We start from the raw sequence: 24329 nt of genomic DNA, 5'->3' as shown, positions 1-24329 counted from the left end.
GGAGGCGATCCTGCCGGTGTCCGATGACGTGCGGCATTGGCACGCCTCGCCGAAATCGGCGGTCGGATTCCTGGTGCATGCCGGCACCATGGACCTCAACGCGATGGGGCCGCGGCGCAATCTCAGCATGCCGGGTCTTTCCGCCACCGTCGGCGAGCAGATCGCGGCGCTGGAGCGCGTCGCCGGCAAGAACGTCGCCGCGCGCATCAAGCGGGTGCCCGATCCGACCATCATCGGCATCGTCTCGGGCTGGCCGCGCGATTTCGTCACCGATCGCGCACTCAAGCTCGGCTTCACCACGGCCGAGAAGACGTTCGACGACATCATCCGCATCCATATCGAAGACGAACTTGGCGGCAAGTTTGCCGCCTAAAGCGTTGTCCAGGCGAGCACGGCTTTCGAGATGACCCGGGTTGCCTGCATCGGCGAATGCATGATCGAGCTGCGCCAGGCCCAGGGTGGTCAGGGCGGAGGCCTGTATTCGCGCGGCTATGGTGGCGACACGCTCAATACCGCCGTTTACCTGTCCCGACTCGGCATCGACGTCGATTACATCACGGCGCTCGGCGACGATGCGCTGAGCGATGAGATGATCGCGGGCTGGGCGGCCGAGGGCATCGGCACCAAGCGTGTCGCACGGCTGCCCGGCAAGTTGCCGGGGCTCTATCTGATCCAGACCGACGACAAGGGCGAGCGACGCTTCTTCCACTGGCGCGACAGCGCCGCGGCGCGCAACCTGATGGACCTGCCCGAGACCGAAGACATCCTGAACTCGCTCGCGAGCTACGATATCGTCTATCTTTCGGCGATCACGCTCTCCATCCTGCAGGATGTCGGAAGGGAGCGCCTGCTGACGGCGCTGAAGCGGGCACGGCTGCTGGGCACGCGGTTTGCGTTCGACACCAATTTCCGCGCCCGCGGCTGGCCGGACCTGAATGTCGCGCGCAAGGTCTTCAGCAGCGCCTTCGAGGGCGCGGATATCGTGCTTGCCTCGACCGAGGATCTGGCGCCGCTTTATCCCGGCGAGAGCACCACGGCGCTGCTGGCGGGCATCTCGAGCCCCGAGGTCGTGCTGAAGCTCGCCGAGCCGGCCTGCATCCTGCGTTCGACGGGCGGGTCAGGCGAGGTGAGGGCGGAGCCTCTGACCAAGCCGGTGGTCGACACCACCGCGGCCGGCGACAGCTTCGCGGCCGCTTATCTCGCCGCGCGCCTTGGCGGCGCCGCGCCCGCGGACGCGGCTCGCGCGGGCCATCGTCTCGCCGGTGTCGTGGTGTGCTATCCCGGTGCGATCATTCCACGCTACGCCATGCCGCCCAAGAAGGCGCCACGGCCCTCAACATCCCGCAAGGCCTCCTCATGACAGCGACATCAAAACAGGACCAGATCGCCGAGCTGATCCGGCAAGCCACCGTGATCCCGGTGCTGACCATCGAGCGGCTCGAGGATGCGGTGCCGCTTGCCAGGGCGCTGGTCGCCGGCGGCGTGCGGACGCTCGAGGTGACGCTGCGCACCCCCGTCGCGGCCGAGGCTGCCAAGGCGATCATTGCCGAGGTGCCGGACGCCATCGTCGGCATCGGCACCATCCTCAACGCCGATGATCTCGCGCGCGCCGAGGCGCTCGGCGCCAAATTCGGCATCAGCCCGGGCGCGACGCCCGAGCTACTGAAGGCGGTGGCCGCCAGCCGGCTGCCGTTCGCGCCGGGGATCGCCACCGCGTCCGAGCTGATGCAGGCGCTGGCGCACGGCTTCGATGTGGTCAAATTCTTCCCGGCCGAGCAAGCCGGCGGTATCAAGGCACTGCGGGCGCTGGCGGGCCCGTTCCCGAATGTCAGGGTTTGCCCGACCGGCGGGATCGGCGAGGCCAATGCGGCAACCTGGCTCGCGGAGCCGAATGTGCTGGCTGTCGGCGGATCCTGGCTGTGCCCGGCCTCCGACATCCGCGCGGGCAACTGGGCCGGCATAACCGCCATGTGCGCACGGGCGATGAAATCGCTGAAAGCGGCCTGAAGATAGGTTACATAAATCTCGAACAGGAACAGGGAGATCGGCCATGACAGCCAGCATCGTGGGTTGGGCGCACACGCCATTCGGCAAGTTCGACGCGGAGACCGTTGAGGGCCTCGTCGTCAAGGTCGCCAACGAGGCGTTGGCCGATGCCGGCGTAGCCGCATCCGACGTCGACGAGATCATGCTCGGCCATTTCAACGCCGGCTTCTCGCCGCAGGACTTCACGGCCTCGCTGGTGCTGCAGGCCAATCCTGCGCTGCGCTTCAAGCCGACGACGCGCGTGGAGAATGCCTGCGCTACGGGTTCGGCCGCTGTGCATCAGGGCATCCGGGCCATCGAAGCCGGGGCGGCGAAGATCGTGCTGGTGGTCGGCGTCGAGCAGATGACGCGGACGCCGGGCCCGGAGATCGGCAAGAACCTCCTGAAGGCGTCGTATCTGCCGGAAGACGGCGACACGGTCGGCGGCTTCGCCGGCGTGTTCGGCAAGATCGCGCAATCCTACTTCCAGAAGTATGGCGACCAGTCGGACGCCCTGGCGATGATCGCCGCCAAGAACCATAAGAACGGCGTCGCCAATCCCTACGCCCAGATGCGCAAGGATTTCGGCTTCGAGTTCTGCCGCGCCGAGAGCGAGAAGAACCCCTATGTCGCCGGTCCCCTGAAGCGGACCGACTGCTCGCTGGTGTCCGACGGCGCCGCGGCGCTGGTGCTGACCGACGCCGATACCGCCAAGAAGTTGGGCAAGGCGGTGAACATCCGCGCCACCGCGCACGCGCAGGACTTCCTGCCGATGTCCAAGCGCGACATCTTGCAGTTCGAAGGCTGCACCGTCGCCTGGCAGCGCGCGCTGCAGAAGGCCGGCTTGCAGCTCTCCGATCTCTCCTTTGTCGAGACCCATGACTGCTTCACGGTCGCCGAGCTGATCGAATATGAAGCGATGGGCCTGACGCCGAAGGGGCAGGGCGCACGCGCGATCAAGGAAGGCTGGACGCTGAAGGACGGCAAGCTGCCGGTCAATCCGTCCGGCGGCCTCAAGGCCAAGGGCCATCCGATCGGCGCGACCGGCGTCTCCATGCACGTCATGACCGCGATGCAGCTCACCGGGCAGGCGCCCGAGGGGATGCAGCTCAAGAACGCCCAGCTCGGCGGCATCTTCAACATGGGCGGCGCTGCAGTCGCCAACTACGTCTCGATCCTCGAGCCGGCGAAGTAGCCGCGAGCATGATCCGGAAAAGTGTGAAGCGGTTTTCCGAATAGATCATGCTCAGACAAGGAGACCTTCGGCGATGAACATTGCCGAATGGCTGGCGGCGACGGCGCGGGCACGTCCCGAGGCGCCGGCGCTGCTGACCGGGTTTGACCTCGACGCTGACTACGCAACGTTTGCGTGCCGCGCCGCCTCGATCGGAGCGGCGCTGGCGCGTGATCACGGAATTGCTGCCGGCGACCGCGTCGCGCTGTTTGCGACGAACTGCACCCAATATCTCGAATGCCTTTACGGCATCTGGTGGATCGGCGCCGCCGCGATCCCGATCAATGCCAAGCTGCACGGCCGCGAGGCGGCATGGATCTGCGGCAATGGCGGCGCGAAGCTCGCCTTCGTGTCCGACGACACGATCGCCGCGCTCACCGAGGCCAAAGACGATTGTCCCGCCGGCATGACCATGCTGTCGGTCGACAGCGACGACTATCGCAAGATGCGAAGCGGCGAGGGATCGTCGGCGCCGCTGCCGCGCGAGACGAGCGATCTCGCCTGGCTGTTCTACACCTCAGGCACCACCGGCCGGCCCAAGGGCGTGATGCTGAGCCACGGCAACCTGGTCGCGATGTCGCTGTGCTATCTCGCCGACGTCGATCCGGCGACACCGAGCGACGCCTCGCTCTACGCCGCGCCGATCTCGCACGGCGCCGGCCTCTACAATTTCCCGCATGTGCGGATCGGTGGCCGGCACGTCGTTCCAGAATCCGGTGGCTTCGATCCGGATGAGGTGCTCAATCTCGGCCGCCAGCTCGACAACGTCGTGATGTTCGCGGCGCCCACCATGGTGCGCCGCCTGGTCGACGCCGCGAAGCGGCGCGGCGAGAACGGCGAGGGGCTACGCACCATCATCTATGGCGGCGGACCGATGTATACGGCCGACATCAGGGACGCGATCGCGACCATGGGCCAGCGCTTCGTGCAGATCTACGGCCAGGGTGAATCGCCGATGACCATCACCGCGCTGTCACGCGACTGGCACCGGCGCGGCGATCATCCGCGCTATCTCGAACGGCTGGCCTCGGTCGGCACGGCGCAGAGCGTCGTCACCGTGCGCATCACGGACAAGGATTCCAATCCGCTGCCTGCCGGCGAGACCGGCGAGATCGAGGTCAAGGGCCTGACCGTGATGCTCGGCTACTGGAACAATCCGAAGGCCAATGCGGAAACCTTGAAGGACGGCTGGCTGCGCACCGGCGACGTCGGCCGTCTCGACGCCGACGGCTTCCTCACGCTGTCCGACCGCTCCAAGGACGTGATCATCTCCGGCGGCACCAACATCTATCCGCGCGAGGTCGAGGAAGCCCTGCTGACCCATCCCGACGTCCGCGAGGTCTCGGCGATTGGTGTGCCAGATCCGGAATGGGGCGAGATCGTCGTCGCCTGCGTCGTGCTGCAGGACGGCGCTGCGGCTGACGACGGCAAGCTCGACGCGCATTGCCTCGCCTCGATCGCGCGGTTCAAGCGACCGAAGCGCTATGTCTATCTCGATGCCCTGCCGAAGAACAATTACGGCAAGGTGCTGAAGACCGCGCTGCGGGAAATGCTGGCGAAGTAGCCGACCTGCCGCCGCCAGCATATGCGCGACAGCTATAGGCTGCCGCGCCCGGTCGCGCTAACCTCTGGGTCGCCCGTCACCCGGAGAATGAGCCATGGGAATTGAAACCTCTCTGTCGCTTTCGGAACTGAACGACCGCATCGCGATCCTCCGGGACAATATCAGGCAGCTGATCGAGCAGGCCGCCGGAGCCGCCGGTGCTGAAGTCGAGGAGCGCATCTCCGAGCGCCTCGAGCACCAGAATGCGGAACTGGAGAAGCTCTTGAAAGCGCGCGACGCGATGACCGGCAAATAGTCCGCTGATCGCCTCCCGGATCGACCCTACCGTAGCGCCCGGCGCCGGCGCGCATACGCCCATACGTCTGGCGCAGCTTGATCTTGGCAAAAACCTCCCGTTACTAGAGCATGATCCGGAAAAGTGTGAAGCAGTTTTCCGAAAAGATCATGCTCAAACAGAGAGCTAAAGCGCGATGACGATTCAACTCAATCTCATCGCGCTTTAGGTTTCAGTCCAGAACAGCCGGGAGCGAACGGAACGATGGGACCACTGCAGGGCATCAAGGTCGTTGATATGACGACCGTGCTGATGGGCCCCTATGCCACGCAGATGCTTGGCGACTACGGTGCCGACGTCATCAAGGTGGAATCGCCCGATGGCGACGTCACGCGGCAGATCGGTCCGACGCGGCATCCCGGCATGGGGCCGGTGTTCCTCAATACCAACAGAAGCAAGCGCTCGATCTGTCTCGACTTGAAGAAGCCGGCCGGGCGCGAAGCCGTGCTGCGACTGATCGCGAAGGCCGACGTGCTGGTCTATAACGTGCGCCCGCAGGCGATGGCGCGATTGCAGCTCGGCTACGATGTGGTCGCGAAGATCAATCCGCGGCTGGTCTATGCCGGCGTGTTCGGCTTCGGCCAGGAAGGACCTTATGCCGCGAAGCCTGCCTATGACGATTTGATCCAGGGCGCCACCGCACTGCCGGCGCTGATGGCGCAAACATCCGACGGCGTGCCGCGCTACGTGCCGAACGCGTTGGTCGATCGCATCGTCGGTCTCACCGCGGTCGGCGCGATCTGCGCGAGCCTCGTGCACCGCGACCGCACCGGGCAGGGCCAACGCGTCGACATTCCGATGTTCGAGACCATGGCGGGGTTCGTCATGGGCGATCACATGGGCGGGCTGACCTACGATCCGCCGCTCGACAAGGGTGGATACGCGCGGCACCTGTCGCCGGACCGGCGGCCGTACAAGACGTCCGACGGCTATATCTGCGTGATCGTCTACAACGACAAGCAGTGGGAGAATTTCTTCAAGGCGACCGGGCGCGACGATCTGCGCAGCAATCCGAAGTTCGCGACCTTCGCCGGCCGCGCCGTCAATATCGATACGGTTTACGCCGAGCTCGCGCGCATCCTCGAGACGAAGACCACGGCGGAATGGAACGAGATCCTCGAAAAGGCCGACGTGCCGGTCATGCCGATGCATGATCTCGAGAGCCTGCTGCAGGATCCGCATATGGTCGCAACCGGCATGTTCCCCGTGGTGGAGCATCCGACCGAAGGCCGTATCCGCAGCATGAAGCTGTCGGCTCGCTGGTCGGAGACCGAGGCGGAGCCGCAGCGGCTGGCGCCGCGGCTCGGCCAGCATGGCGAGGAGATTTTGCGGGACGCCGGCTACTCCACTGAGGAGATTGCCGCGATGGCGCGGGATGGCGTCACCAAGCTTGCGCACAACACTTAAGGACAGCACCCATGGATTTCGCACTCTCGGCCAACCAGGAATCGATCCGCGACGCCATCGGGAAGATCTGCTCGCGCTTCGACGATGCCTATTGGTTGAAGAAGGACAAGGAGGGCGGCTTTCCGGCCGACTTCCACCGCGCGCTGGCCGATGCCGGCTGGCTCGGCATCTGCATCCCCGAGGAATATGGCGGCTCCGGCCTCGGCATCACCGACGCCGCGATCATGATGCGCACGATTTCGGAGTCGGGTGCCGGCATGTCCGGCGCATCGGCGGTGCACATGAACGTGTTCGGGCTCAATCCGGTGGTCGTGTTCGGCATCAAGGAGCAGTGCCAGCGCATGCTGCCGCCGATCATCGACGGCCGCGACAAGTCCTGCTTCGCGGTCACCGAGCCGAATACCGGCCTCAACACCACTCAGCTCAAGACCCGCGCGGTGCGCCAGGGCGACAAGTACATCGTCAACGGCCAGAAGGTGTGGATCTCGACCGCGCAGGTCGCCAATAAGATTCTGCTGCTCGCCCGCACCACTTCGCTGGAGGAGGTGCGCAGCCCGACCCACGGTCTCAGCCTGTTCTACACCGACTTCGACCGCAAGCGTGTCACCGTGCACGAGATCGAGAAGATGGGCCGCAAGCCCGTCGACTCCAACGAGCTGTTCTTCGAGAATTTCGAGATTCCGGTTGAGGATCGTATCGGCGAGGAAGGCCGCGGCTTCGAATACATCCTGCACGGCATGAATCCGGAGCGCATCCTGATCGCAGCCGAAGCCGTCGGCCTCGGCCAGATCGCGCTGAAGCGGGCGTCGGAATACGCCAAGGGCCGCATCGTGTTCAACCGTCCGATCGGCATGAACCAGGCGATCCAGCATCCGCTGGCGAAGTGCTGGATGGAGCTCGAGGCCGCCTGGCTGATGGTGCTGCGCGCCGGCTGGCAATACGACCAGAACCTGCCGTGCGGCCCGGCCGCGAACTCCGCAAAATACCTTGCGGCCGAAGCCGGCTTCCATGCCTGCGAGCAGGCGGTGATGACCCATGGCGGCTTCGGTTATGCCAAGGAATATCACGTCGAGCGTTATCTGCGCGAATCCCTGATCCCGCGCATCGCGCCGATCAGCCCGCAACTCATCCTCAGCTTCATCGGTGAGAAGGTGCTCGGCCTTCCGAAGTCGTATTGAGATGGCACTCGACTTCTCCGCTTGTCATTCCGGGGCGGCGCGAAGCGACGAGCCCGGAATGACGAAGAGGAGGATGTAGCATCATGAGCTTTGTCACCGGCGTCGGCCTTACATCCTACGGCAAGCACGAAGGCTCGTCCTCGCTCGACTTGATGAGCAAGGCGGCCGAGCTCGCAATCGCAGATGCCGGGCTGAAGCGCGCCGACATCGACGGCATCCTGTGCGGCTACTCCACGGTCTCGCCGCACATCATGCTGGCGACCGTGTTCGCCGAGCATTTCGGCATTCGCCCATCCTATGCACACGCCGTGCAGGTCGGCGGCGCCACCGGGCTCGCGATGACCATGCTGGCGCATCATCTGGTCGATGCCGGCGTGGCGAAACACGTACTTGTTGTCGGCGGCGAGAACCGGCTGACCGGACAGAGCCGCGACGCCTCGATCCAGGCGCTGGCCCAGGTCGGCCATCCCGATTACGAGGTGACACTGGGGCCGACCATCCCGGCCTATTACGGCCTCGTCGCGACGCGCTACATGCATGAATACGGCGTCACGCAGGAGGACCTTGCAGAATTCGCGGTGCTGATGCGCAAGCACGCGCTGACGCATCCCGGAGCGCAGTTCCATGATCCGATCACGGTTGCCGATGTGATGGCGTCGAAGCCGGTCGCGATGCCGCTCAAGCTTTTGGATTGCTGTCCGGTCTCCGACGGCGGCGCGGCGTTCGTGATCAGCCACGACGGCACCGGCGACACGCGAGTGCGCGTGCGCGGCTGCGCGCAGGCGCACACACATCAACATGTCACCGCCGCGCCCGCACTGAGCGAGCTCGGCGCGGAGATCTCGATTGCGAAGGCGAAGCAGGCGTCGGGCCTCGCGATTTCCGACGTTCGTTATGCCGCAGTCTATGACAGCTTCACCATCACACTTGCGATGCTGCTGGAGGATCTGGGGCTCGCCAAGCGCGGCGAGGCGGCGGCGCGGGTGCGCGCGGGTTACTTCGACCAGAACGGTGAGATGCCGCTCAACACCCATGGCGGCCTGCTCAGCTATGGCCATTGCGGCGTCGGCGGCGCGATGGCGCATCTGGTCGAGACCCATCTGCAGATGACCGGCCGCGCCGGCAACCGTCAGGTCCGCGATGCCTCGGTGGCGCTGCTCCACGGCGACGGCGGGGTGCTGTCGTCGCATGTCAGCATGTTCCTGGAGCGCGTACGATGAGCGGGCAGGTCGTCGACTGGACCAAGGGCGCGGAAGCCATCGCCTATCAAACCTGCGGCGCGTGCGGCGCACGGCAATATTTCCGCCGCAGCTTCTGCGCCGCTTGTGGCTCGCCCGATCTGACCGAGCATCGCGCCAGCGGGGCAGGGACGGTGTATGCGACCTCGCTGGTCTGCCGGGCCGCCACGCCGGAGACGAAGGCGCATGTTCCCTACAACATCGTGCTCGTCGATACCGACGAGGGATTCCGCATGATGGCCCACGGCGATAATGCGCTAGCCATCGGCGACAAGGTCGCAGCGCGCTTTACACAATTCGCAGGGCGGCTGGTTCCCTATTTCGAGAAGGTAAAGTGAGGGGCGAGAGCAAGCCAACCAGGACGCGATACTAGCCTGCTTTGTTCGCCTTCGCCCCTCCCAGTCACGGATACTATCGCCAGTAGAAAATGACGCTGGCGATGACGAGCATCGCCGTCACCGCCAGCACTTGCGCAAGCGCTTCCGAGGCCGCCCTCTTGGTGGCTTCCTTCATGCGTTCTCCCTAGACCCGGGCATGACTCATCGTTGCGCGGATAGGGCGCAAGACGGCCAGATTTTCAGTACTCGGAACACCCCGCGACGAGTATTCGCTTTTGACGAGTCCCCACTCAGCGAATATCGACCGCATCAGCGTTGAACAGCATTGCGGCGGCAATTTGGCTCGGACGTGTTGCTCCGGCGACGGCCGGCAGATAGTGTTTTGGAACCGACAGAAACGGCAACACGATCAAGGTTAGGAAATGGCCCGTATCGACTACTCAGATCCCGCAACGGCAAGCCCGCGCACCCGCGAGATCCTCGACAAGAACCGCAACGCCAACATCTTCCGCATGATGGCGCATTCACCGAGCTATTTTGAGCAGTATTGCCGGCTCGGCGGCGCGATCCGTCACAAGGGCGAGCTCGATCCCGTCGTGCGCGAACTCGCGATCACGCGCACCGGCATCCTGTGTGAGGCGCCTTACGAGATCGTCGCGCACAAGCGGATCGGCAAGGGTGTCGGCGTCACCGACGAGCAGAACACAGCGCTGGAGAACTGGCAGACCGCATCCTGCTTCAACGAGGTGCAGCGCGCAGCGCTCGCCTTCACCGACGAGATCGTCAAGCTGAAGAAGCCGACGGATGCGACCTTCAAGGCGATCGCATCGAAGCTGACGCCCGGAGCGCTCATCGAGCTGCAGCTCTCGGTCGGCTTCTACATCATGACCTCGAAGTTCCTGGAGACCTTCGAGATCGACATGCAGCCGGTGACAGAAGTGGTGAGTTAGCCGCACGGGGCACGGCTTTCTTGCCTCGCCCCGCCTGCGGGGAGAGGCCGGAGCGCATGCAGCGAAGCGGAATGCGATCCGGGTGAGGGGAGTCTCCGCGAGTTCGACTACGAGCAATTTTGCGGATGCAGCCCCTCACCCCAACCCTCTAAGAGCGAGCTTCGCTCGTCTCGACCCGGCAAGAGCGGGGAGAGGGAGAGGACTCAGCCCGACGTCAGCAGATCCACCTTCGCATTCGCGACGATCAGCCGCTCGGCCAGGATTTGCGCGAGGTTGCGCATGATCCGTTCGCCGGCGCGCGGGTGCTCGCCGCGGAAGCGCTCGAAATCCTTGATCGCCACCTCGTAAGCGGTCGCCGACGCGTCGGCGACAACATCGGCGGAGCGTCGCGGCTCCAGCAGGGCCATCTCGCCGAACGCCATGCCGGCCGTCAGCGTCGCGAGCCTGATGCCGTCGGGCAGGGTGACATGGACCACGCCGCTGCGCAGGAAGAACAGCGAAGTCGCCTCGTCGCCGGCAGCGATGATCTTTTCGTTCGGCTGATGGGTCCTGATTGCACAGAGCGCAGAGAGGTCGGTGAGCTCCTCCTCGCTCAAGCCCGTGAGCAGTGGCTGCTCGGACAGTTCGGTGGCCTCGAGGAAGTCGATCGAGCCGCCGTAGCGGTAGACGATCTGGTCCTCTGCCCATTCGATCGCGGTGTCGAGCAAATAGAAATCCCTGATATTGCCGAGCCGGTTGGTCCACTCGCTGATCGTGTTCCATTCGCGCGAGGTCCGCTTGATGCCGGAGAGGACCACGGTGACGCCGAGCTCGGCCAGCTCCTTGAAGGCTTCCGCGACCAGGCGTGCGCCGGCCCGCGTCGTCGCGGTGACACGGCGAAGGTCGAAGATCACGAACTGCGGGCGCGGCCCGCCGGCGAGGCGGCGCGAGACGTAGTCGACATTGGAGAGCGACAGCGTGCCGACCAGCTCGATCACGCGCACGTCCTGGAAGTGCTTGGCCAGGATCGCCTGCTCCTGCGGCCGCCGCACGCGCCGCGACGGGTTCTTGCCGATATTGTAGTCGGCAATGATGCTGTGGCGCGCGTCGTCGCTGCGGTTGAGCATATGCAGGTCGTAGTGTGCCGACAGCGCCTCGCACACCTTGATGCCGCGCACGCTGTTGCCGTGCTTGTCGAGCTTCGGCGAGTAACTGCCGAGCCCGAGGCGCGCCGGCAGCGCGGCCAGGATGCCGCCGCCGACGCCGCTCTTGGCGGGGATGCCGACGCGGTAGATCCATTCGCCGGCATAGTCGTACATGCCCGATGATGTCATCACCGAGAGCGTGCGGGAGATCGCGTAGGGCGTCACCACCTGCTCGCCAGTCAGGGGATTGACGCCGTGGTTGGCAAGCGTTGCCGCCATCACCGCGGTGTCGCGCGCAGTGACGAGGATCGCGCATTGCCGGAAATAGACGTCTAGCACCGCCGGCACATTGTCCGTGATCACGCTATTGGTGCGCAGCAAGTAACCGATCGCCCGGTTGCGGTCGCCGGTTGCACTTTCGGAGGCATAGACGGCTTCGTCGACGTCGAGCTCGCGGCCGGCGAAGCGGCTGAGCGCCTGCCGGATATACTCGAACGCGCCGTCGCCCTTGGCGGCCTGGATCAGTCCGGAGCAGGCGATCGCCCCGGCATTGACCATCGGGTTGAAGGGGTGGTTCTGCGCGTTGAGCCGGATCGAGTTGAAGGGATCGCCGGACGGCTCGACGCCGATCACGCTCTCCACCTTGTCGGCACCCAGCGTGTCCAGCGCGAGCGCGAACACGAACGGCTTCGACATCGACTGGATGGTGAAGGGGATGCGGGTGTCGCCGACCTCGTAGACGTGGCCGTCGAGGGTCGCGAGGCTGATGCCAAAATGGGCAGGGTCAGCCTTGCGGAGCTCGGGAATGTAGTCGGCGACGGCGCCGCCGGTTTCGGGCAGGAATTCTGCGCAACAAGTGTGCAGAAACCGTAGCAGCGGCGGCTTCGAGCCGGACCAGTTGACGGTGCTGGCGGTGACGGGGGGAGGCGATCGTTTCATCGCCTCCTGTTGTGCAACGCAATCAAGGCGCGCGCAACTGGTTCGGAACCAGGGCCTGGCGACGAATGAGCGTCAGCGCGATCAGGATCGTCGGAATGAGGATCGCAAGGCCGAGCAACGTCACCTGGATCTGCGACAGCGGGTTGATGCCGCCGCCCGGCGTCGCCACCACGAAGCCGCCGATCACCAGCAGCACCCGCAGCGGCCACTCCAGGGAGCCGGCGCCGCGGAGGTCGCCGACATAGGCCAGGTAGCCCTGGATGCCGCCGCAGATGAACAGCGTGCCGAAGGCGGCCAGCGCCATCAGCCCGAGGCCGGCGAGATAGGGGCTCGGCCCCTGCAGCACCAACGCCGGATTGAGCACGAAGAAGAACGGGATGAAGTAGATGATGCTGCCGACCCACATCGATTCCCAACCCGTCTTCATCGCAGGCGAGCCGGCGATGCCCGCCGCGGCGAAAGAGGCGATCGCCACCGGCGGCGTGATCGATGACAGCATGCCCCAGTAGAAGATGAACATGTGCACCGCCATCCGGTTCAGCCCAAGCTTCTCCAGCGCCGGCGCGACCAGGATGGCGAGGAAGATGTAGCAGGCCGTCGTAGTCAGCCCGAGGCCGAGGATCAGGCTGGTGAAGGCGCACATCACGAGCAGCAGGAACGCGTTGTCGCCGGCAAGCGTCAGCAGGTCGTTGGCAAGGCTCGACACCACGCCCGTCATCGAGAATGCGCCGATCAGCAGGCCGCAGCCGGCAAGGATGCCGACCAGTTCGACGAAGGTGCGGCCGTTGACCTCGAGGAACTTCGCAATCGTCGCAGGCGTCCAGCGCGTATCCCTGGAGAAGATCTGGTTCAGCACCAGCAGCAGCGCGGTCGCGTAGAACGGTGCGTGGCTCTCGCGCTTGAAGTAAAGCAGCATCACGATCAGCAGCGCGATCACGAAGACGTAGTACCAGCCGTCCTTGATCGTATCCATCACCCGCGGCAGCTCGGCGCGCGGGATGCCCTTCAGCCCGTGGCGCGCGGCGTAGGAATCGACCTGCATGAACAGGCCGACATAGTAGAGCACGGCGGGAATGATGGCGGCGACCGCGACCTCGGCGTAGCTGACATTGAGGAACTGCGCGATCACGAACGCGGTCGCGCCCATCACCGGCGGCGCCAATACCGCGCCGGTCGAAGCGCAGGCCTCGATCGCGCCGGCATAGGAGGCGCGGAAGCCGCTCTTCTTCATCACGGGAATCGTCATGGTGCCGGCGGTCAGCACGTTGGAGACGATCGAGCCCGACATCATGCCGAGCAGGCCCGAGGCGAAGATGCAGACCTTGGCCGCACCGCCGCGGAAGGTGCCGCACAGTGCGAAGGCTAGGTTGATGAAGAACTTTCCGGCTCCGGTCATCATCAGCGCGGTGCCGAACACCAGGAAGCCGATCACGGTGTCGGCAAAGGCCTGGATCGGAATGCCGAGCAGGCTCTCGCCGGACAGCACGTGATAGGCGGTGGTCTGGTCGAGCGTGAGCTGCGAGCCCCTGAAAGGTCCGAGCCAACTCGCCTCGGCGAACAGAGGATAGACCGTGAAGGGGAGCACGCAGAGCAGCAGGCTCCAGCCGCCGGTGCGACGCAGCGCCTCCATCAACGCAACCCACATCGCGAGGCCCGCGATGATGACATTCTGCGGCGCGCCGTCGGACTCCCAGCCAAATTGCGCGGCCTTGCGCACGTTCAGCATCAGCCAGATCGAGGCGGCGAATGTCGCGACCGACAGCGCGACGTCGTACCATGGAATCCGGTTCAGCGGCGCGTTCTCCGTTCCCGGGAAGATCAGGAAGGTGAAGGGCAGCATCAGCGCGATCAAGAGGTAGAAATATTCGGTGTTGAGCTGGGTGTAGTCGATGAAGAAACGCAGCGAGAACTGCTGGTTGATGCAGAGCAGGATGGTGGCTGCAGTCGCCACCACCAGCGCCCAGCGCCAGCCGCCGTGCAGCGTGCGCACGCGCGTGACCTCGGCCTCCTGGAGGTTGCCGAGGCCGGCGTGAGGATCGTCAAATTCGATCTTTTTCGCGGACGCAGCCGCGGCGTTGTCGGACATCGCAGTCCCCCAAAATCCTGATTGTCTTGTGTGGTGGCGGCGTTGCGCCGTTACTCGAAGCCGTTCGGCATGTTGGCCTTGGCGAGCGCTGACGTGCGCGCCTTCATCCAGCCATCGAGGAAGGCCTTGTCGTCGGACGGCGGGTTGGACTTGCCGTACTCTGTCCAGGCTGCGGCCAGCACGTCCTGGCGCTTGTAAAGCGCGTCGTTGTGGGCGTCCTGCTCGTCGGTCCAGTGGCCGGCTTCCTTGAGCGCCTTCACCGCGCCGGGATGCACCGGCACCACCCAGTTCTTGGTCTGCCTGTCAGGGCCGAGTCCCGCGGCGCCCGGTGCGGAATCCTTGTAGGCGTCGTAGTTCACGATCATCGCCTTGGTGATGGCATAGACCTGCTCGACCGACTGCGTGCCGTAGGCGACGAAGATCGGGTAGGGATAGTTGCCGAGCTCGATCGGCTTGTCCGGTGAGATGCCGGCGCCGCAGGTCGCAACCTGCGGGAAGAAGAACGAGCCGACCTTCCGCACGCGCGCCCAACCTTCCTTGTCGCCGGCGGGCAGCGGCGGCCAGATCAGGCCACGCGGCGAGGTCTCGGCCTCCTTGGCGGGGCCGGTGATCGTGGTGCCGAACGCGGCATCGGCATCGTTGTTGACGAGGCCTTTCCACATCGCGCCATAGCTTGCGAACTCGACGATCTTGACGTCCTTCTCCGTGAGGCCGCCGAAGGCGAGCATCGCGAGCGAGTTCTGGTTCAGCGCCGGCGACCCGACGACGAAGCCGACGCGCTTACCCCTGAGGTCCTTCATCTCCTTGACGCCGGCATCGGCGGCCACGCCGAGCGCGCCGCAATTGCAGTCGACCGACGAGAGCAACAGTTGCAGCCGCTGCGGGCCCCATTCCCTGGCGCCGAATTCGAACACGCCTTCCTGTGCGAAATAGGTGCCCGATCCCATCGCCGATGAGATGGCGCGCTTGGCGCGCAGCGGGGCCAAGCGTGCGACGTCGTTGCCGGCCGGCAGCACCCGAACGTCGGTGCCGTATTTGTCCTTCAGCATCTTGCCGACGCCGACCGCGATGTTGAAGCCGGCGGTGCCGGTGTCATAGGCGGTCACCGCCATGGTGGGCGGCAGCTTGATGTCCTCGGCCGAGGCGGGCAGCGCAGTAGCTAGTGAAAGGCCGGCAAGAGCGGCAGGCGCGAGCGCCATCAGCCGATGAATCATAATTCCTCCCAATGTTTCGCTATACGAAACTTTTCTTGAGAGAAATGATTGCATCGCGAACCTGCGATGGCAACGCCGGCTCAGTCCCAAGCCGGCGCTTTATGCCATTGCATCACCAGACAGATTGTCGCGGGTGAGGATTGCGCTGCTGCGCTCAGGTCTCGACGATCGCGACGGCCTGGCCTTCGGCGAGCACATCGTCGACTTTTACCAGAATCGACTTGATTTTCCCTGCTGCCGTCGATGTGACCGGTATTTCCATCTTCATGGCTTCGACGAACGCGATCTCGTCGCCGTCGCCGACGCTGCTGCCGGCTTCAACGGGAAGCGCGCAAACGCGCCCGGCGACTTCGGTCACGACCTTAATATCTGGCATTCCATTCTCCGATACCGTCTTGCGGAAATTTCATCCGGCGAACGACTTTTTGTTGTGGCCGCACATTGCCTGAGGTAGCTTCATCCGCAAGTGGAATTTTATTCCGCAGGACGGAACGGAGCCAAGGATTATGGGACGGCGCTCGGAACGCCTTAGCAGGCAGGGAATGCTCGCCGGTGAGACCGGCGATGGCGATGTCATTCAGGTGGTGTCGCGCGCCTTTGACGTGTTGCGATGCTTCGAGGGCCACGAGTCTCGGCTCGGCAATCTCGAGATCTCAAATCGCTGCGGCCTGCCGCGCTCGACGGTGTCGCGCTTGACGCACACGCTGACGCGGATGGGACAGCTCGTCTATCTGCCGCGCGATCAGAAGTATCGCATCGGCCCGAGTGCGGTCGCGATGAGCACGACGATGATGAAGGGGCTGCAGCTCCGCAATCTGATCCGGCTGCGTTTGCAGGATGTCGCCGATCAGTTGCCCGGCACCGTGGGCTTCGTCATTCCGGACCGCTTTCATCTGGTCTATCTCGAATACGCTCGCGCCGCGAATGCGCTGGGACTGCATGAGGCGACCGGCAGCCGCATTTCGATGGCGACGACGGCCGCCGGCCACGCCTATACCGCGGCGCTCGATCCCGAGATCGGCGATGCGCTGATCGCGGAGATGGAGCGTGAGATACCCGACGGCGCAAAGCTGCTGACGCCGCGTATCGAGGCCAACCGCCGTCATCTGCGCGAGCACGGCTACGTCGTGGCTTGTGGTCTTTGGAGCCCGCATATCAACGGCGTCGGCGTGCCAATGTGGTCGCCGCAATACCAGACCTATGTCGTGACCACGATCGGCCTGCTCTCGGCGATGTATGACGAGAAGCGCCTGCATGCGGAAGTCGCGCCGCAGATGGTCGAACTCGGCGCCGCGGTGGGTAGCCTGCTCGAAGGCGCCGACGGTGACATTTTCTCTAACCGGCTCGATCGCAAATCGCTTCCGGTGACCGCCCATAACAACAACAAGATGATCAAGACGGAGGTGATGAATGAACTGGAAGCCGGAACTCGACGACCTCGCCCGGCGGGAAGCATTCGCGCGGGAGATGGGAGGCGTTGACAAGGTCAAGCGACAACGTGACCAGGGCCGGCTGACCGTCCGCGAACGTATCGACAAACTCGTCGACCAGGAGAGCTTCCACGAAGTCGGTGCCATCTCCGGCATCGCCGAATATGACGAGCAGAACGAACTCAAGCATCTGACGCCCGCGAACTGCGTGTTCGGCCGCGCCAAGATCGACGGCCGCACCGTGGTCGTGGTCGGCGACGATTTCACCGTGCGCGGCGGTTCGGCCGACGCGTCGATTTCCACGAAGCCCTTGATGGCGGAGGAGATGGCGCACGACTTCCGGCTGCCGATCATCCGCGTGATCGAGGGCTCGGGCGGCGGTGGTTCGGTGAAGACCATCGAGACCAGGGGCGCCGCCAATCTGCCCGGCGGCGTTGGAGGCACCCGTTCGTACTGGTTCACGCTTGCCAATCTGGCGCAGGTGCCTGTGGTCGGGCTCGGGCTCGGCTCCGTCGCGGGCCTCGGCGCCGCGCGGCTGGCGGCGACGCATTACTCCGTCATGACCAAGAATTCGGCGATGTTCGTCGCCGGTCCGCCCGTGGTGAAGCGCTTGGGCCAGGATCTGTCCAAGCAGGAACTCGGCGGCGCCGATATCCAGACCCGCGCCGGCGGGATCGACCAGGCCGTCGAGACGGAAGAGGAGGCGTTCGAATACGCCAGGCGTTTCCTGTCCTATCTGCCCTCGTCGGTCTACGATCTACCGCCGACCATTCCCTGCACCGACGATCCTGAAAGGGCCGAGGAATCGCTGCTGAAGGCAGTGCCGCGCAATCGCAAGCAGGTCTACAAGATGCGGCCGATCATCGAGGCCGTCGTCGACAAGGGCTCGTTCTTCGAGGTCGCGGCCAATTTCGGCCGGCCGGTCATCACGGGGCTGGCGCGGATCGAGGGCCGGGCGGTGCTGGTGCTGGCAAGCGATCCGTTCCATTACGGCGGCTCGTGGACGGCGGATGCCTGCCAGAAGGTGGTGCGCTGGGTCGACTTCGCCGAGACCTTCCATCTGCCGGTGGTCTATCTGATGGACTGCCCCGGCTTCATGATCGGGCTCGAGGCCGAGAAGTCGGCCACCATCCGTCACGGCGTGCGGGCGATGGCGGCGGTCAACCAGAGCACGGTGCCCTGGTGCACCATCATCATCCGCAACGCTTTCGGCGTCGCGGGCGTCGTGCACCAGCCGGCCAATCGCTTCTCGATGCGCTACGCTTGGCCGTCGGCCTATTGGGGCTCGCTGCCGCTCGAGGGCGGCATCGAGGCGGCCTATCGCGCCGAGATCGAGGCGGCCGCCGATCCCGCCGCCAAGCTGCGCGAGATCGAGGATCGTCTCAACAAGCTGCGCTCGCCGTTCCGCTCCGCCGAGAAGTTCTGGGTGGAGGAGGTGATCGATCCGCGCAAGACGCGCTCGCTGCTCTGCGAGTTCGCGCGTCTGGCCGAGCCGATCCGTACTCCGGGACCGCCCCGCAACATGACGACGCGGCCGTAGCTGTCGCCCCATCGTCATTGCGAGCGGAGCGAAGCAATCCATGTCATCGCTTGCCGAAGCATGGATTGCTTCGTCGCTTCAGCGCAAAATTGCGTTGCAATTTTGTCGCGGGCTCCTCGCAACGACGCTCAGCAACGTCGTCTACGGCTCGCTCTCGCGATGCACGTCGTGGATCACGATGCCCATGCCGTTCTCGGGCATCTTGATCCAGTCGCGCCGCTTCAGCGAGCGCTTGGTATCCTCGTGTCCGCTCGCCCAATGCTCGCGCATCGAGGTGCCGGAGAATTCGTGGTCCTTGGCGTCGCCCTCATAGGCCTTCTGCTGATAGATCAGCTGCAGGAGGGTGATCCCGGGAAGCCTGCTGTTCGCCTTCTTGAGCTGACGTTCCTCCTCCGACAACTGATCGTCGGGGATCTTCGACAGCGCGTTGTGCAGGGCGGTGCGGAGATTGTAGGTCTTGCGGTAGACGTCGGTGTTGTAGCGGGTGCGCGACGAATACATGATGTCCTTGTGGCGGGCCATCACGTCCTGGATGTCGCGGGGCAGCGCGCCGCGCGCCGAGAACAGGTCGACCTGGAACACCAGCGAGTTCGCGTTATCCTCCTGGTCGAGCAGATGCTGCAGCGGCGTGTTGGAGACGATGCCGCCGTCCCAGAAATGATCGGTGCCCACTTTCACCATCGGCAACGCCGGCGGCAGCGCGCCGCTCGCCATGATGTGCTCGGGAACGATCTCGTCATGGGCATTGTCGAAATAGATGAAATTGCCCGAGAGCACGTTCACTGCGCCGACGGCGAAGCGGATCTTCTTGGAATTGATGCGGTCGAAATCGACCAGCTCCAGCAGCGATTCCCGCAAGGGCGCAGTGTCGTAGTAGCTGGTCGCGGTGCGTGCGCCGGTCGGGCTGAACCACGGATTGGTCTGATGCGGCGTGAAGAAGCCGGGCTGTCCCAGCGTCGTCGTCATCCATGAGCTGGTGAAGTTGCGTGCCTTGCGGAAGATGTCGCCGTCGGGCGTGTAATGCCAGATCTTGCGGCTGGTGATGCGATCCCAGAACGTGTGGAGCCGTTCCAGCCGCTTCTCTGGCGAATTGCCGGCGATGATCGCCGAATTGATCGCGCCGATCGAGACGCCGCACACCCAGTCGGGCTCGATATTGGACTCGTGCAGTGCCTGGTAGACGCCGGCCTGATAGGCGCCGAGCGCGCCGCCACCCTGCAGCACCAAAGCGACCCGATCGCAACGGTCGGGCCGCCAGCCGCGCGCCGCAATGTCGGTCTCGTCGAGGTGAGGGGATCGCGCATCCATGACTGGTCACTCCGTGCGCGGCGAGAATTCAGGCGGCCCGTGACGCCGTGATGACAATTGCCGCCGCGCGTTGCGCGCATCCGGCGCGCTTGCTTGCATGGTTAGCATTGGCCTCTCCGCGAAACGCGGGTCACGCGGCTGACGGAAATCCCTCACACCGGTGTCAATTGTGGCCGCTAGCCTCCCGGCCGATTTTTCAAACAGGGGGATTTTGCGATGCGCAGCGAAGATCTGCTGAAGCTTCCGTCCATGCCGGCTGCCGGTCCGAGCTATCCCGCCGGCCCGTATCGTTTCATCGATCGCGAATTCCTCGTCATCACCTACGAGACCGATCCGGACCTGATCCGCGCCGGTCTGCCCGAGCCGCTGGAGCCGATTGCCGACCCGATCGTGCACTATGAATGGATCAAGATGCCGGACAGCTCCGGCTTCGGCAGCTATACCGAATCCGGCCTCGTGATCCCCGCGCGGCTCAACGGCGAAGACGTCAATTTCGTCTGCCAGATGTATCTCGACGACGATCCGCCGATCGCCGCCGGCCGCGAGATCTGGGGCTTTCCGAAGAAGTACGCCCATCCCAAGCTCGAGATCGTCAAGGACACGCTGACCGGCACGCTGGAATATGCCGGGCAGCTCGTCGCCATGGGCACCATGGGCTACAAGCACGAGAGCATGGCCGGCAATGGCGACGTCACCCGCGCCACGCTGTCGAAGACGCAAGTCAATCTGAAGATGATCCCCGGCGTCGATGGCCATCTCGAGATCTGCCAGCTCGTCGCGATCAACCTCACCGACATCGTCGTCAAGGGCTCGTGGATCGGGCCCGGCCGGCTGCATCTGGTGCCGCATGTCAACGCGCCGGTGGCGGATTTCCCGGTCAAGCGCGTGATCGGCGCGCATCATTACATCGCCGATCTCACCCTGCCGTTCGGCCGCGTCGTGCACGACTACAACAAGGTCGCCGCGGACGCGGCGACGCCGACCGAACTCGCCGCCGAATAGCACGACGGCGGGATCAGGCCGCAGCAGCCGGCTTCGCTGCCGGTTGCGCCGCGGATTGAGGCTGCCGCCACGGGATCGCCAGCACCGCCAGCGAAGCGATCACGCACAGTGCGCCGGCAATGAAGAAGGCCGGCAGATAGCTGGCATAGATCGTCCGCGACAGGCCCGCACCGAATGCGGCCGCGCCGGCGCCGATCTGGTGGCCGGCGAAGATCCAGCCGAACACGAGATTGGCGCGCTCGGCGCCGAAGCGCTGCGCGGTCAGGCGCACCGTCGGCGGCACGGTCGCGATCCAGTCGAGCCCGTAGAACATCGCAAACAGCGACAGCCCGTAGAACGTGAAGTCGGAGAACGGCAGGTACACCAGCGACAGCCCGCGCAGGCCGTAGTACCAGAACAGCAGCCGGCGATTGTCGTAGCGGTCGGACAGCCAGCCCGAGATGATGGTGCCGAAGAAATCGAAGATGCCCATCGCCGCAAGCAGGCTTGCAGCCTGCACCTGCGGGATGCCGAAATCGAGGCACATCGGAATCAAGTGGACCTGCACAAGGCCGTTGGTCGAGGCGCCGCAGACGAAGAAGGTCGCAAACAGGATCCAGAACACCGACGATTTCGAGGACTCGCGGAGCGTGCCGAGCGCGGCCGCCAGGATCGGCGCATTGGCCGGCGGCGGTGCCGGCAGCGGCGCGGTACCCTCATCGCCGAACGGGCGCAGGCCGACATCGCCCGGCCGGTCGCGCATCAGCATCAGCACGGCGAAGGCCGCGACGCCGAGGGCAACGCAGACGAACGCCAGCGCGATGCGCCAGCCGTAGCGGTCGGTGAGGGTCGCGATCAGTGGCAGGAAGGCCAGTTGCCCGGTCGCCACGCTCGCGGTGAGGACACCGACCACGAGGCCGCGGCGCGCCGCGAACCAGCGCGCGGCGATCGTGGCGCCGAGCACCAGCGCAGTCATGCCGGTGCCGATCCCGATCACGACGCCCCAAAGCAGGATCAACTGCCAGACCTGCGTCATGGCGAGCGACGCCACCAGGCCTGACACCACGATGAGCTGCGCCGCCAGCGTGACGTTGCGCAAGCCGTAGCGGTTCATCAGCGCAGCGGCGAACGGCGCCATCAGCCCGAACAGGATGAAGCGGATCGACAGTGCGGAGGAGATCTCGGCGGTGCTCCAGCCGAACTCCTTCTGCAGCGGCACGATGAAGACGCCGGGTGCGCCGACGGTGCCGGCCGAGATCAGCGCAGCGAAGAAGGTGACGCCGACCATCACCCAACCATAATGGATGTTGCGGCGGGCGAGGGCGGAAGCAAGCCAGTTCGAGATCATGGAGGACACGACGAGTTGCAATGTGAATGTGTTGGTGATGCGCAATATGGCACACGAAGGCGATGTCTAAAATGGCGTAGTTCCCTCAATTTAGGACATAGCATGCGACAGCCCGACAAGGTGCAAAAGGCGCCGGCCCCTCCCGTGTGCGGGAGAGGCCGGCTTCGAACTGCCCATCCGGATCGCAACGCTCTTAATGCGTCACCCGCTCCACGGCGATCGCGGTGGCTTCGCCGCCGCCGATGCAGAGTGCGGCGACACCACGCTTCAGGTTCTGCGCTTCCAGCGCATGCAGCAGCGTCACGATCAGCCGCGCACCGGTCGCCCCGATCGGATGGCCGAGCGCGCAGGCGCCGCCGTTGATGTTGAGCCTGTCGCGGGAAATGCCGAGGTCGCGCTGCGCCGCCATCGCGACAACCGCGAACGCCTCGTTGATCTCGAACAGGTCGACATCGCCGACGCTCCAGCCGACCTTGTCGAGCAGCTTGCGGATCGCCGGAATCGGCGCCGTGGTGAACCACTGCGGCTCCTGGCTGTGGGTGGCATGGCCCTTGATCTCGGCCAGCACCGGCAGTCCGTCGCGATCGGCGAGCGAGCGCCTTGCCAGGATCAGCGCCGCGGCGCCGTCGGCATTGGCCGAGGAGGCGGCGGGCGTGATGGTGCCATTGGCGCGGAACGCCGGCTTCAGGCCGGGGATTTTGGCGGGATCGACCTTCAGCGGATGCTCGTCATCGGCGATGACGCGCGGGCCGGTCTTCTCCGTGAGCGTGACCGGCGCGATCTCGGCCTTGAAGGCGCCGCCCTCGACCGCCTTGCGGGCGCGGGTCAGCGTTTCCATCGCGTAGGCGTCCTGATCGGCGCGGGTGAACTGATAGGCTTCCGCGGTCGCTTCGCCGAAATCGCCCATCGAGCGGCCGGTCTCGTAGGCGTCCTCCAGCCCGTCCATCATCATGTGGTCGATGATGCGGTCGTGGCCGGCGCGATAGCCGCCGCGCGCCTTCGGCAGCAGATAAGGCGCATTGCTCATGCTCTCCATGCCGCCGGAGAGCACGATCTCGGCCGAGCCGGCCTTGATGATGTCGTGGGCCAGCATCGTCGCCTTCATGCCGGAGCCGCAGACCTTGTTGACGGTGGTGGCGCCGGTGGCATCCGGCAACTTCGCGCCGCGCGCGGCCTGGCGGGCAGGGGCCTGGCCCTGGCCGGCCGGCAGCACGTTGCCCATGAAGACTTCGTCGATGCGCTCGGGCGCGAGCTTGGCGCGCTCGAGCGCGGCGCCGATCACATGTGAGCCGAGCTTATGCGCGGCAAGCGGCGTGAGTTCCCCCATGAAACGGCCGAGTGGGGTACGGGCGGCGGAGAGGATGACGACGGGATCGGCGTTGGTGGCCATGGCAGGACTCCCTCAAGTCGGAGATTCTATTGGATTATATGCATCATATGATGCGGCGCGAAAAATGCAACCGGCATGACAAATTGTCGTGTTCGCATGAGTTGGATCGGGAGAGGTCCGGTTCTCGTGATTGCGACGAGCGGGTCGCCACTTGTACCGCTGTCGTCCCAGCGAAAGCAGGGACCCATACTCCGCAGCCGGTGTTGTGAAAGGGACTCGTCGTTTGGTGGCGTCCGGGAAGTGGTTGGAATTGGTGTGGCGGGTCTGCGGGTTCATGAAGCTATCTGATCATGCGACGAGGTCAATTGGCTGATCATCGGGTTTGGTGTCGAGCGTCCGCCAGCCATCGACTTTGCGCAGATTGATCTGGCCCGAGGCGAGCAAGGCCCAAAACAACATGGCGGCGGTGTCTGCCGATGGCAGCACGCTCTGTGTCTTGATCCGGCGTTTGAACTCCTCGTGCAGACGTTCAATNGCATTGGTGGTGCGCACGCTCTTCCACTGGCTCGGCGGCAAACGTGCGAAGGTGAACAGCCGCTCGCCAGCCTCCTCCAGGCTGTCGGCCACGGCGCGATGTTTGAGCCGCCATTTGCGGATGAAGGCCCTGCGCCGGGTGGCGATCTGCTCGGGGGTCGTGGCATAGATCATGCCGTTGTAATCGGCGGTGATCTCCTCATGCAGGCGCTCGGGTGCGTGCGCCA

The 24329-nt window shown here is 64.9% G+C and carries 22 protein-coding genes and 1 pseudogene; 14 read left to right on the top strand and 9 right to left on the bottom strand.

Annotated elements, in window-relative coordinates; translation table 11 throughout:
• The 11 genes from AS156_RS44570 to AS156_RS18360 form a co-directional block, all read left to right on the top strand.
• On the top strand, nucleotides 1-373 hold a 373-nt coding region (locus AS156_RS44570), incomplete at its 5' end, for a Rossmann-fold NAD(P)-binding domain-containing protein (RefSeq protein ID WP_488226047.1).
• Between the two features lie 30 nt (nucleotides 374-403).
• Complete coding sequence (locus AS156_RS18405; protein ID WP_066507122.1) at nucleotides 404-1360, top strand: sugar kinase; 957 nt, start codon at nucleotides 404-406, stop codon at nucleotides 1358-1360.
• Complete coding sequence (gene eda, locus AS156_RS18400; protein ID WP_066507119.1) at nucleotides 1357-2007, top strand: bifunctional 4-hydroxy-2-oxoglutarate aldolase/2-dehydro-3-deoxy-phosphogluconate aldolase; 651 nt, start codon at nucleotides 1357-1359, stop codon at nucleotides 2005-2007. Before AS156_RS18405 ends, eda begins: the two co-directional genes overlap by 4 nt.
• Nucleotides 2008-2050: 43 nt before the next feature.
• A complete protein-coding gene (locus AS156_RS18395) occupies nucleotides 2051-3220 on the top strand; it encodes an acetyl-CoA acetyltransferase (RefSeq protein ID WP_066507117.1) in 1170 nt (389 codons plus the stop codon).
• Nucleotides 3221-3293: 73 nt separating this feature from the next.
• The gene (locus AS156_RS18390; RefSeq protein ID WP_066507115.1) at nucleotides 3294-4823 is read left to right on the top strand and encodes a class I adenylate-forming enzyme family protein; all 1530 of its coding nucleotides are present in this window, start codon (nucleotides 3294-3296) and stop codon (nucleotides 4821-4823) included.
• A gap of 94 nt (nucleotides 4824-4917) precedes the next feature.
• Nucleotides 4918-5118, top strand: a complete 201-nt coding sequence (locus AS156_RS18385) for a hypothetical protein (protein ID WP_066507112.1) — start codon at nucleotides 4918-4920, stop codon at nucleotides 5116-5118.
• A 243-nt stretch (nucleotides 5119-5361) separates the two neighbouring features.
• The gene (locus AS156_RS18380) at nucleotides 5362-6564 is read left to right on the top strand and encodes a CaiB/BaiF CoA transferase family protein (protein ID WP_066507109.1); all 1203 of its coding nucleotides are present in this window, start codon (nucleotides 5362-5364) and stop codon (nucleotides 6562-6564) included.
• Between the two features lie 11 nt (nucleotides 6565-6575).
• Nucleotides 6576-7742: an acyl-CoA dehydrogenase family protein gene (locus AS156_RS18375; RefSeq protein WP_066507107.1), complete on the top strand. Its 1167-nt coding sequence runs from the start codon at nucleotides 6576-6578 to the stop codon at nucleotides 7740-7742.
• Nucleotides 7743-7825: 83 nt separating this feature from the next.
• Nucleotides 7826-8962 carry a thiolase family protein gene (locus AS156_RS18370; RefSeq protein WP_066507105.1) on the top strand — a complete coding sequence of 379 codons (1137 nt, stop codon included), beginning with the start codon at nucleotides 7826-7828 and terminating at the stop codon, nucleotides 8960-8962.
• The gene (locus AS156_RS18365; RefSeq protein WP_066507104.1) at nucleotides 8959-9318 is read left to right on the top strand and encodes a Zn-ribbon domain-containing OB-fold protein; all 360 of its coding nucleotides are present in this window, start codon (nucleotides 8959-8961) and stop codon (nucleotides 9316-9318) included. The genes AS156_RS18370 and AS156_RS18365 overlap by 4 nt, the downstream gene beginning before the upstream one ends.
• Before the next feature lie 422 nt (nucleotides 9319-9740).
• The gene (locus AS156_RS18360; protein WP_066507103.1) at nucleotides 9741-10268 is read left to right on the top strand and encodes a carboxymuconolactone decarboxylase family protein; all 528 of its coding nucleotides are present in this window, start codon (nucleotides 9741-9743) and stop codon (nucleotides 10266-10268) included.
• Between the two features lie 203 nt (nucleotides 10269-10471).
• Here AS156_RS18360 and glsA read toward each other — a convergent pair whose 3' ends face one another.
• From glsA to AS156_RS18340, 4 genes are all read right to left on the bottom strand, one after another.
• On the bottom strand, nucleotides 10472-12331 hold the full coding sequence (gene glsA / locus AS156_RS18355) for a glutaminase A (RefSeq protein WP_066507101.1): 1860 nt from the start codon (nucleotides 12329-12331) through the stop codon (nucleotides 10472-10474).
• Nucleotides 12332-12353: 22 nt separating this feature from the next.
• Entirely contained in the window at nucleotides 12354-14417 is a 2064-nt protein-coding gene (locus AS156_RS18350; RefSeq protein ID WP_066507099.1) for a TRAP transporter permease, read from the bottom strand.
• Nucleotides 14418-14467: 50 nt separating this feature from the next.
• Nucleotides 14468-15631, bottom strand: a complete 1164-nt coding sequence (locus AS156_RS18345) for a TAXI family TRAP transporter solute-binding subunit (RefSeq protein WP_066507096.1) — start codon at nucleotides 15629-15631, stop codon at nucleotides 14468-14470.
• 154 nt (nucleotides 15632-15785) lie between these two features.
• On the bottom strand, nucleotides 15786-16007 hold the full coding sequence (locus AS156_RS18340) for an acyl-CoA carboxylase biotin carboxyl carrier protein subunit (protein WP_066507094.1): 222 nt from the start codon (nucleotides 16005-16007) through the stop codon (nucleotides 15786-15788).
• 130 nt (nucleotides 16008-16137) lie between these two features.
• On the opposite strand from AS156_RS18340, the gene AS156_RS18335 reads away from it, so the two are divergent.
• Both AS156_RS18335 and AS156_RS18330 read left to right on the top strand, forming a co-directional pair.
• The gene (locus AS156_RS18335) at nucleotides 16138-17112 is read left to right on the top strand and encodes an IclR family transcriptional regulator (protein WP_066507092.1); all 975 of its coding nucleotides are present in this window, start codon (nucleotides 16138-16140) and stop codon (nucleotides 17110-17112) included.
• On the top strand, nucleotides 17042-18601 hold the full coding sequence (locus tag AS156_RS18330) for an acyl-CoA carboxylase subunit beta (protein ID WP_066507082.1): 1560 nt from the start codon (nucleotides 17042-17044) through the stop codon (nucleotides 18599-18601). The genes AS156_RS18335 and AS156_RS18330 overlap by 71 nt, the downstream gene beginning before the upstream one ends.
• Nucleotides 18602-18742: 141 nt before the next feature.
• On the opposite strand, the gene AS156_RS18325 is transcribed toward AS156_RS18330, so the two are convergent.
• The gene (locus AS156_RS18325) at nucleotides 18743-19909 is read right to left on the bottom strand and encodes a patatin-like phospholipase family protein (protein ID WP_082747579.1); all 1167 of its coding nucleotides are present in this window, start codon (nucleotides 19907-19909) and stop codon (nucleotides 18743-18745) included.
• A gap of 216 nt (nucleotides 19910-20125) precedes the next feature.
• Between AS156_RS18325 and AS156_RS18320 the strand changes: the two genes are divergently transcribed.
• Nucleotides 20126-20911, top strand: a complete 786-nt coding sequence (locus tag AS156_RS18320) for an acetoacetate decarboxylase (protein ID WP_066507080.1) — start codon at nucleotides 20126-20128, stop codon at nucleotides 20909-20911.
• A gap of 13 nt (nucleotides 20912-20924) precedes the next feature.
• On the opposite strand, the gene AS156_RS18315 is transcribed toward AS156_RS18320, so the two are convergent.
• The 4 genes and pseudogenes from AS156_RS18315 to AS156_RS44560 all read right to left on the bottom strand — a co-directional run.
• Nucleotides 20925-22238, bottom strand: a complete 1314-nt coding sequence (locus AS156_RS18315; RefSeq protein WP_066507147.1) for an MFS transporter — start codon at nucleotides 22236-22238, stop codon at nucleotides 20925-20927.
• 193 nt (nucleotides 22239-22431) lie between these two features.
• Nucleotides 22432-23628 (bottom strand): acetyl-CoA C-acyltransferase, encoded by a 1197-nt coding sequence (locus AS156_RS18310; protein WP_066507078.1) that lies wholly within the window; start codon nucleotides 23626-23628, stop codon nucleotides 22432-22434.
• A 288-nt stretch (nucleotides 23629-23916) separates the two neighbouring features.
• Nucleotides 23917-24102 (bottom strand): annotated as a pseudogene (locus AS156_RS44565) (IS256 family transposase); the annotation flags it as partial.
• Nucleotide 24103: 1 nt separating this feature from the next.
• Nucleotides 24104-24329: transposase (locus AS156_RS44560; protein WP_245312937.1), on the bottom strand; the 226-nt coding region annotated here is incomplete at both ends.

It is taken from the genome of Bradyrhizobium macuxiense (genome assembly GCF_001542415.1).
GTDB lineage: Bacteria > Pseudomonadota > Alphaproteobacteria > Rhizobiales > Xanthobacteraceae > Bradyrhizobium > Bradyrhizobium macuxiense.
Note: the sequence above shows the minus strand (reverse complement) of the source record. Positions and strands in the feature narration are given on the sequence as shown.

Bases quoted from the DNA above. Each gene is read 5' to 3' on its own strand.
- AS156_RS18405 (WP_066507122.1), top strand. From the start codon at position 404: ATGACCCGGGTTGCCTGCATCGGCGAATGCATGATCGAGCTGCGCCAG.
- eda (WP_066507119.1), top strand. From the start codon at position 1,357: ATGACAGCGACATCAAAACAGGACCAGATCGCCGAGCTGATCCGGCAA.
- AS156_RS18395 (WP_066507117.1), top strand. From the start codon at position 2,051: ATGACAGCCAGCATCGTGGGTTGGGCGCACACGCCATTCGGCAAGTTC.
- AS156_RS18390 (WP_066507115.1), top strand. From the start codon at position 3,294: ATGAACATTGCCGAATGGCTGGCGGCGACGGCGCGGGCACGTCCCGAG.
- AS156_RS18385 (WP_066507112.1), top strand. From the start codon at position 4,918: ATGGGAATTGAAACCTCTCTGTCGCTTTCGGAACTGAACGACCGCATC.
- AS156_RS18380 (WP_066507109.1), top strand. From the start codon at position 5,362: ATGGGACCACTGCAGGGCATCAAGGTCGTTGATATGACGACCGTGCTG.
- AS156_RS18375 (WP_066507107.1), top strand. From the start codon at position 6,576: ATGGATTTCGCACTCTCGGCCAACCAGGAATCGATCCGCGACGCCATC.
- AS156_RS18370 (WP_066507105.1), top strand. From the start codon at position 7,826: ATGAGCTTTGTCACCGGCGTCGGCCTTACATCCTACGGCAAGCACGAA.
- AS156_RS18365 (WP_066507104.1), top strand. From the start codon at position 8,959: ATGAGCGGGCAGGTCGTCGACTGGACCAAGGGCGCGGAAGCCATCGCC.
- AS156_RS18360 (WP_066507103.1), top strand. From the start codon at position 9,741: ATGGCCCGTATCGACTACTCAGATCCCGCAACGGCAAGCCCGCGCACC.
- glsA (WP_066507101.1), bottom strand. From the start codon at position 12,331: ATGAAACGATCGCCTCCCCCCGTCACCGCCAGCACCGTCAACTGGTCC.
- AS156_RS18350 (WP_066507099.1), bottom strand. From the start codon at position 14,417: ATGTCCGACAACGCCGCGGCTGCGTCCGCGAAAAAGATCGAATTTGAC.
- AS156_RS18345 (WP_066507096.1), bottom strand. From the start codon at position 15,631: ATGATTCATCGGCTGATGGCGCTCGCGCCTGCCGCTCTTGCCGGCCTT.
- AS156_RS18340 (WP_066507094.1), bottom strand. From the start codon at position 16,007: ATGCCAGATATTAAGGTCGTGACCGAAGTCGCCGGGCGCGTTTGCGCG.
- AS156_RS18335 (WP_066507092.1), top strand. From the start codon at position 16,138: ATGGGACGGCGCTCGGAACGCCTTAGCAGGCAGGGAATGCTCGCCGGT.
- AS156_RS18330 (WP_066507082.1), top strand. From the start codon at position 17,042: ATGAACTGGAAGCCGGAACTCGACGACCTCGCCCGGCGGGAAGCATTC.
- AS156_RS18325 (WP_082747579.1), bottom strand. From the start codon at position 19,909: ATGGATGCGCGATCCCCTCACCTCGACGAGACCGACATTGCGGCGCGC.
- AS156_RS18320 (WP_066507080.1), top strand. From the start codon at position 20,126: ATGCGCAGCGAAGATCTGCTGAAGCTTCCGTCCATGCCGGCTGCCGGT.
- AS156_RS18315 (WP_066507147.1), bottom strand. From the start codon at position 22,238: ATGATCTCGAACTGGCTTGCTTCCGCCCTCGCCCGCCGCAACATCCAT.
- AS156_RS18310 (WP_066507078.1), bottom strand. From the start codon at position 23,628: ATGGCCACCAACGCCGATCCCGTCGTCATCCTCTCCGCCGCCCGTACC.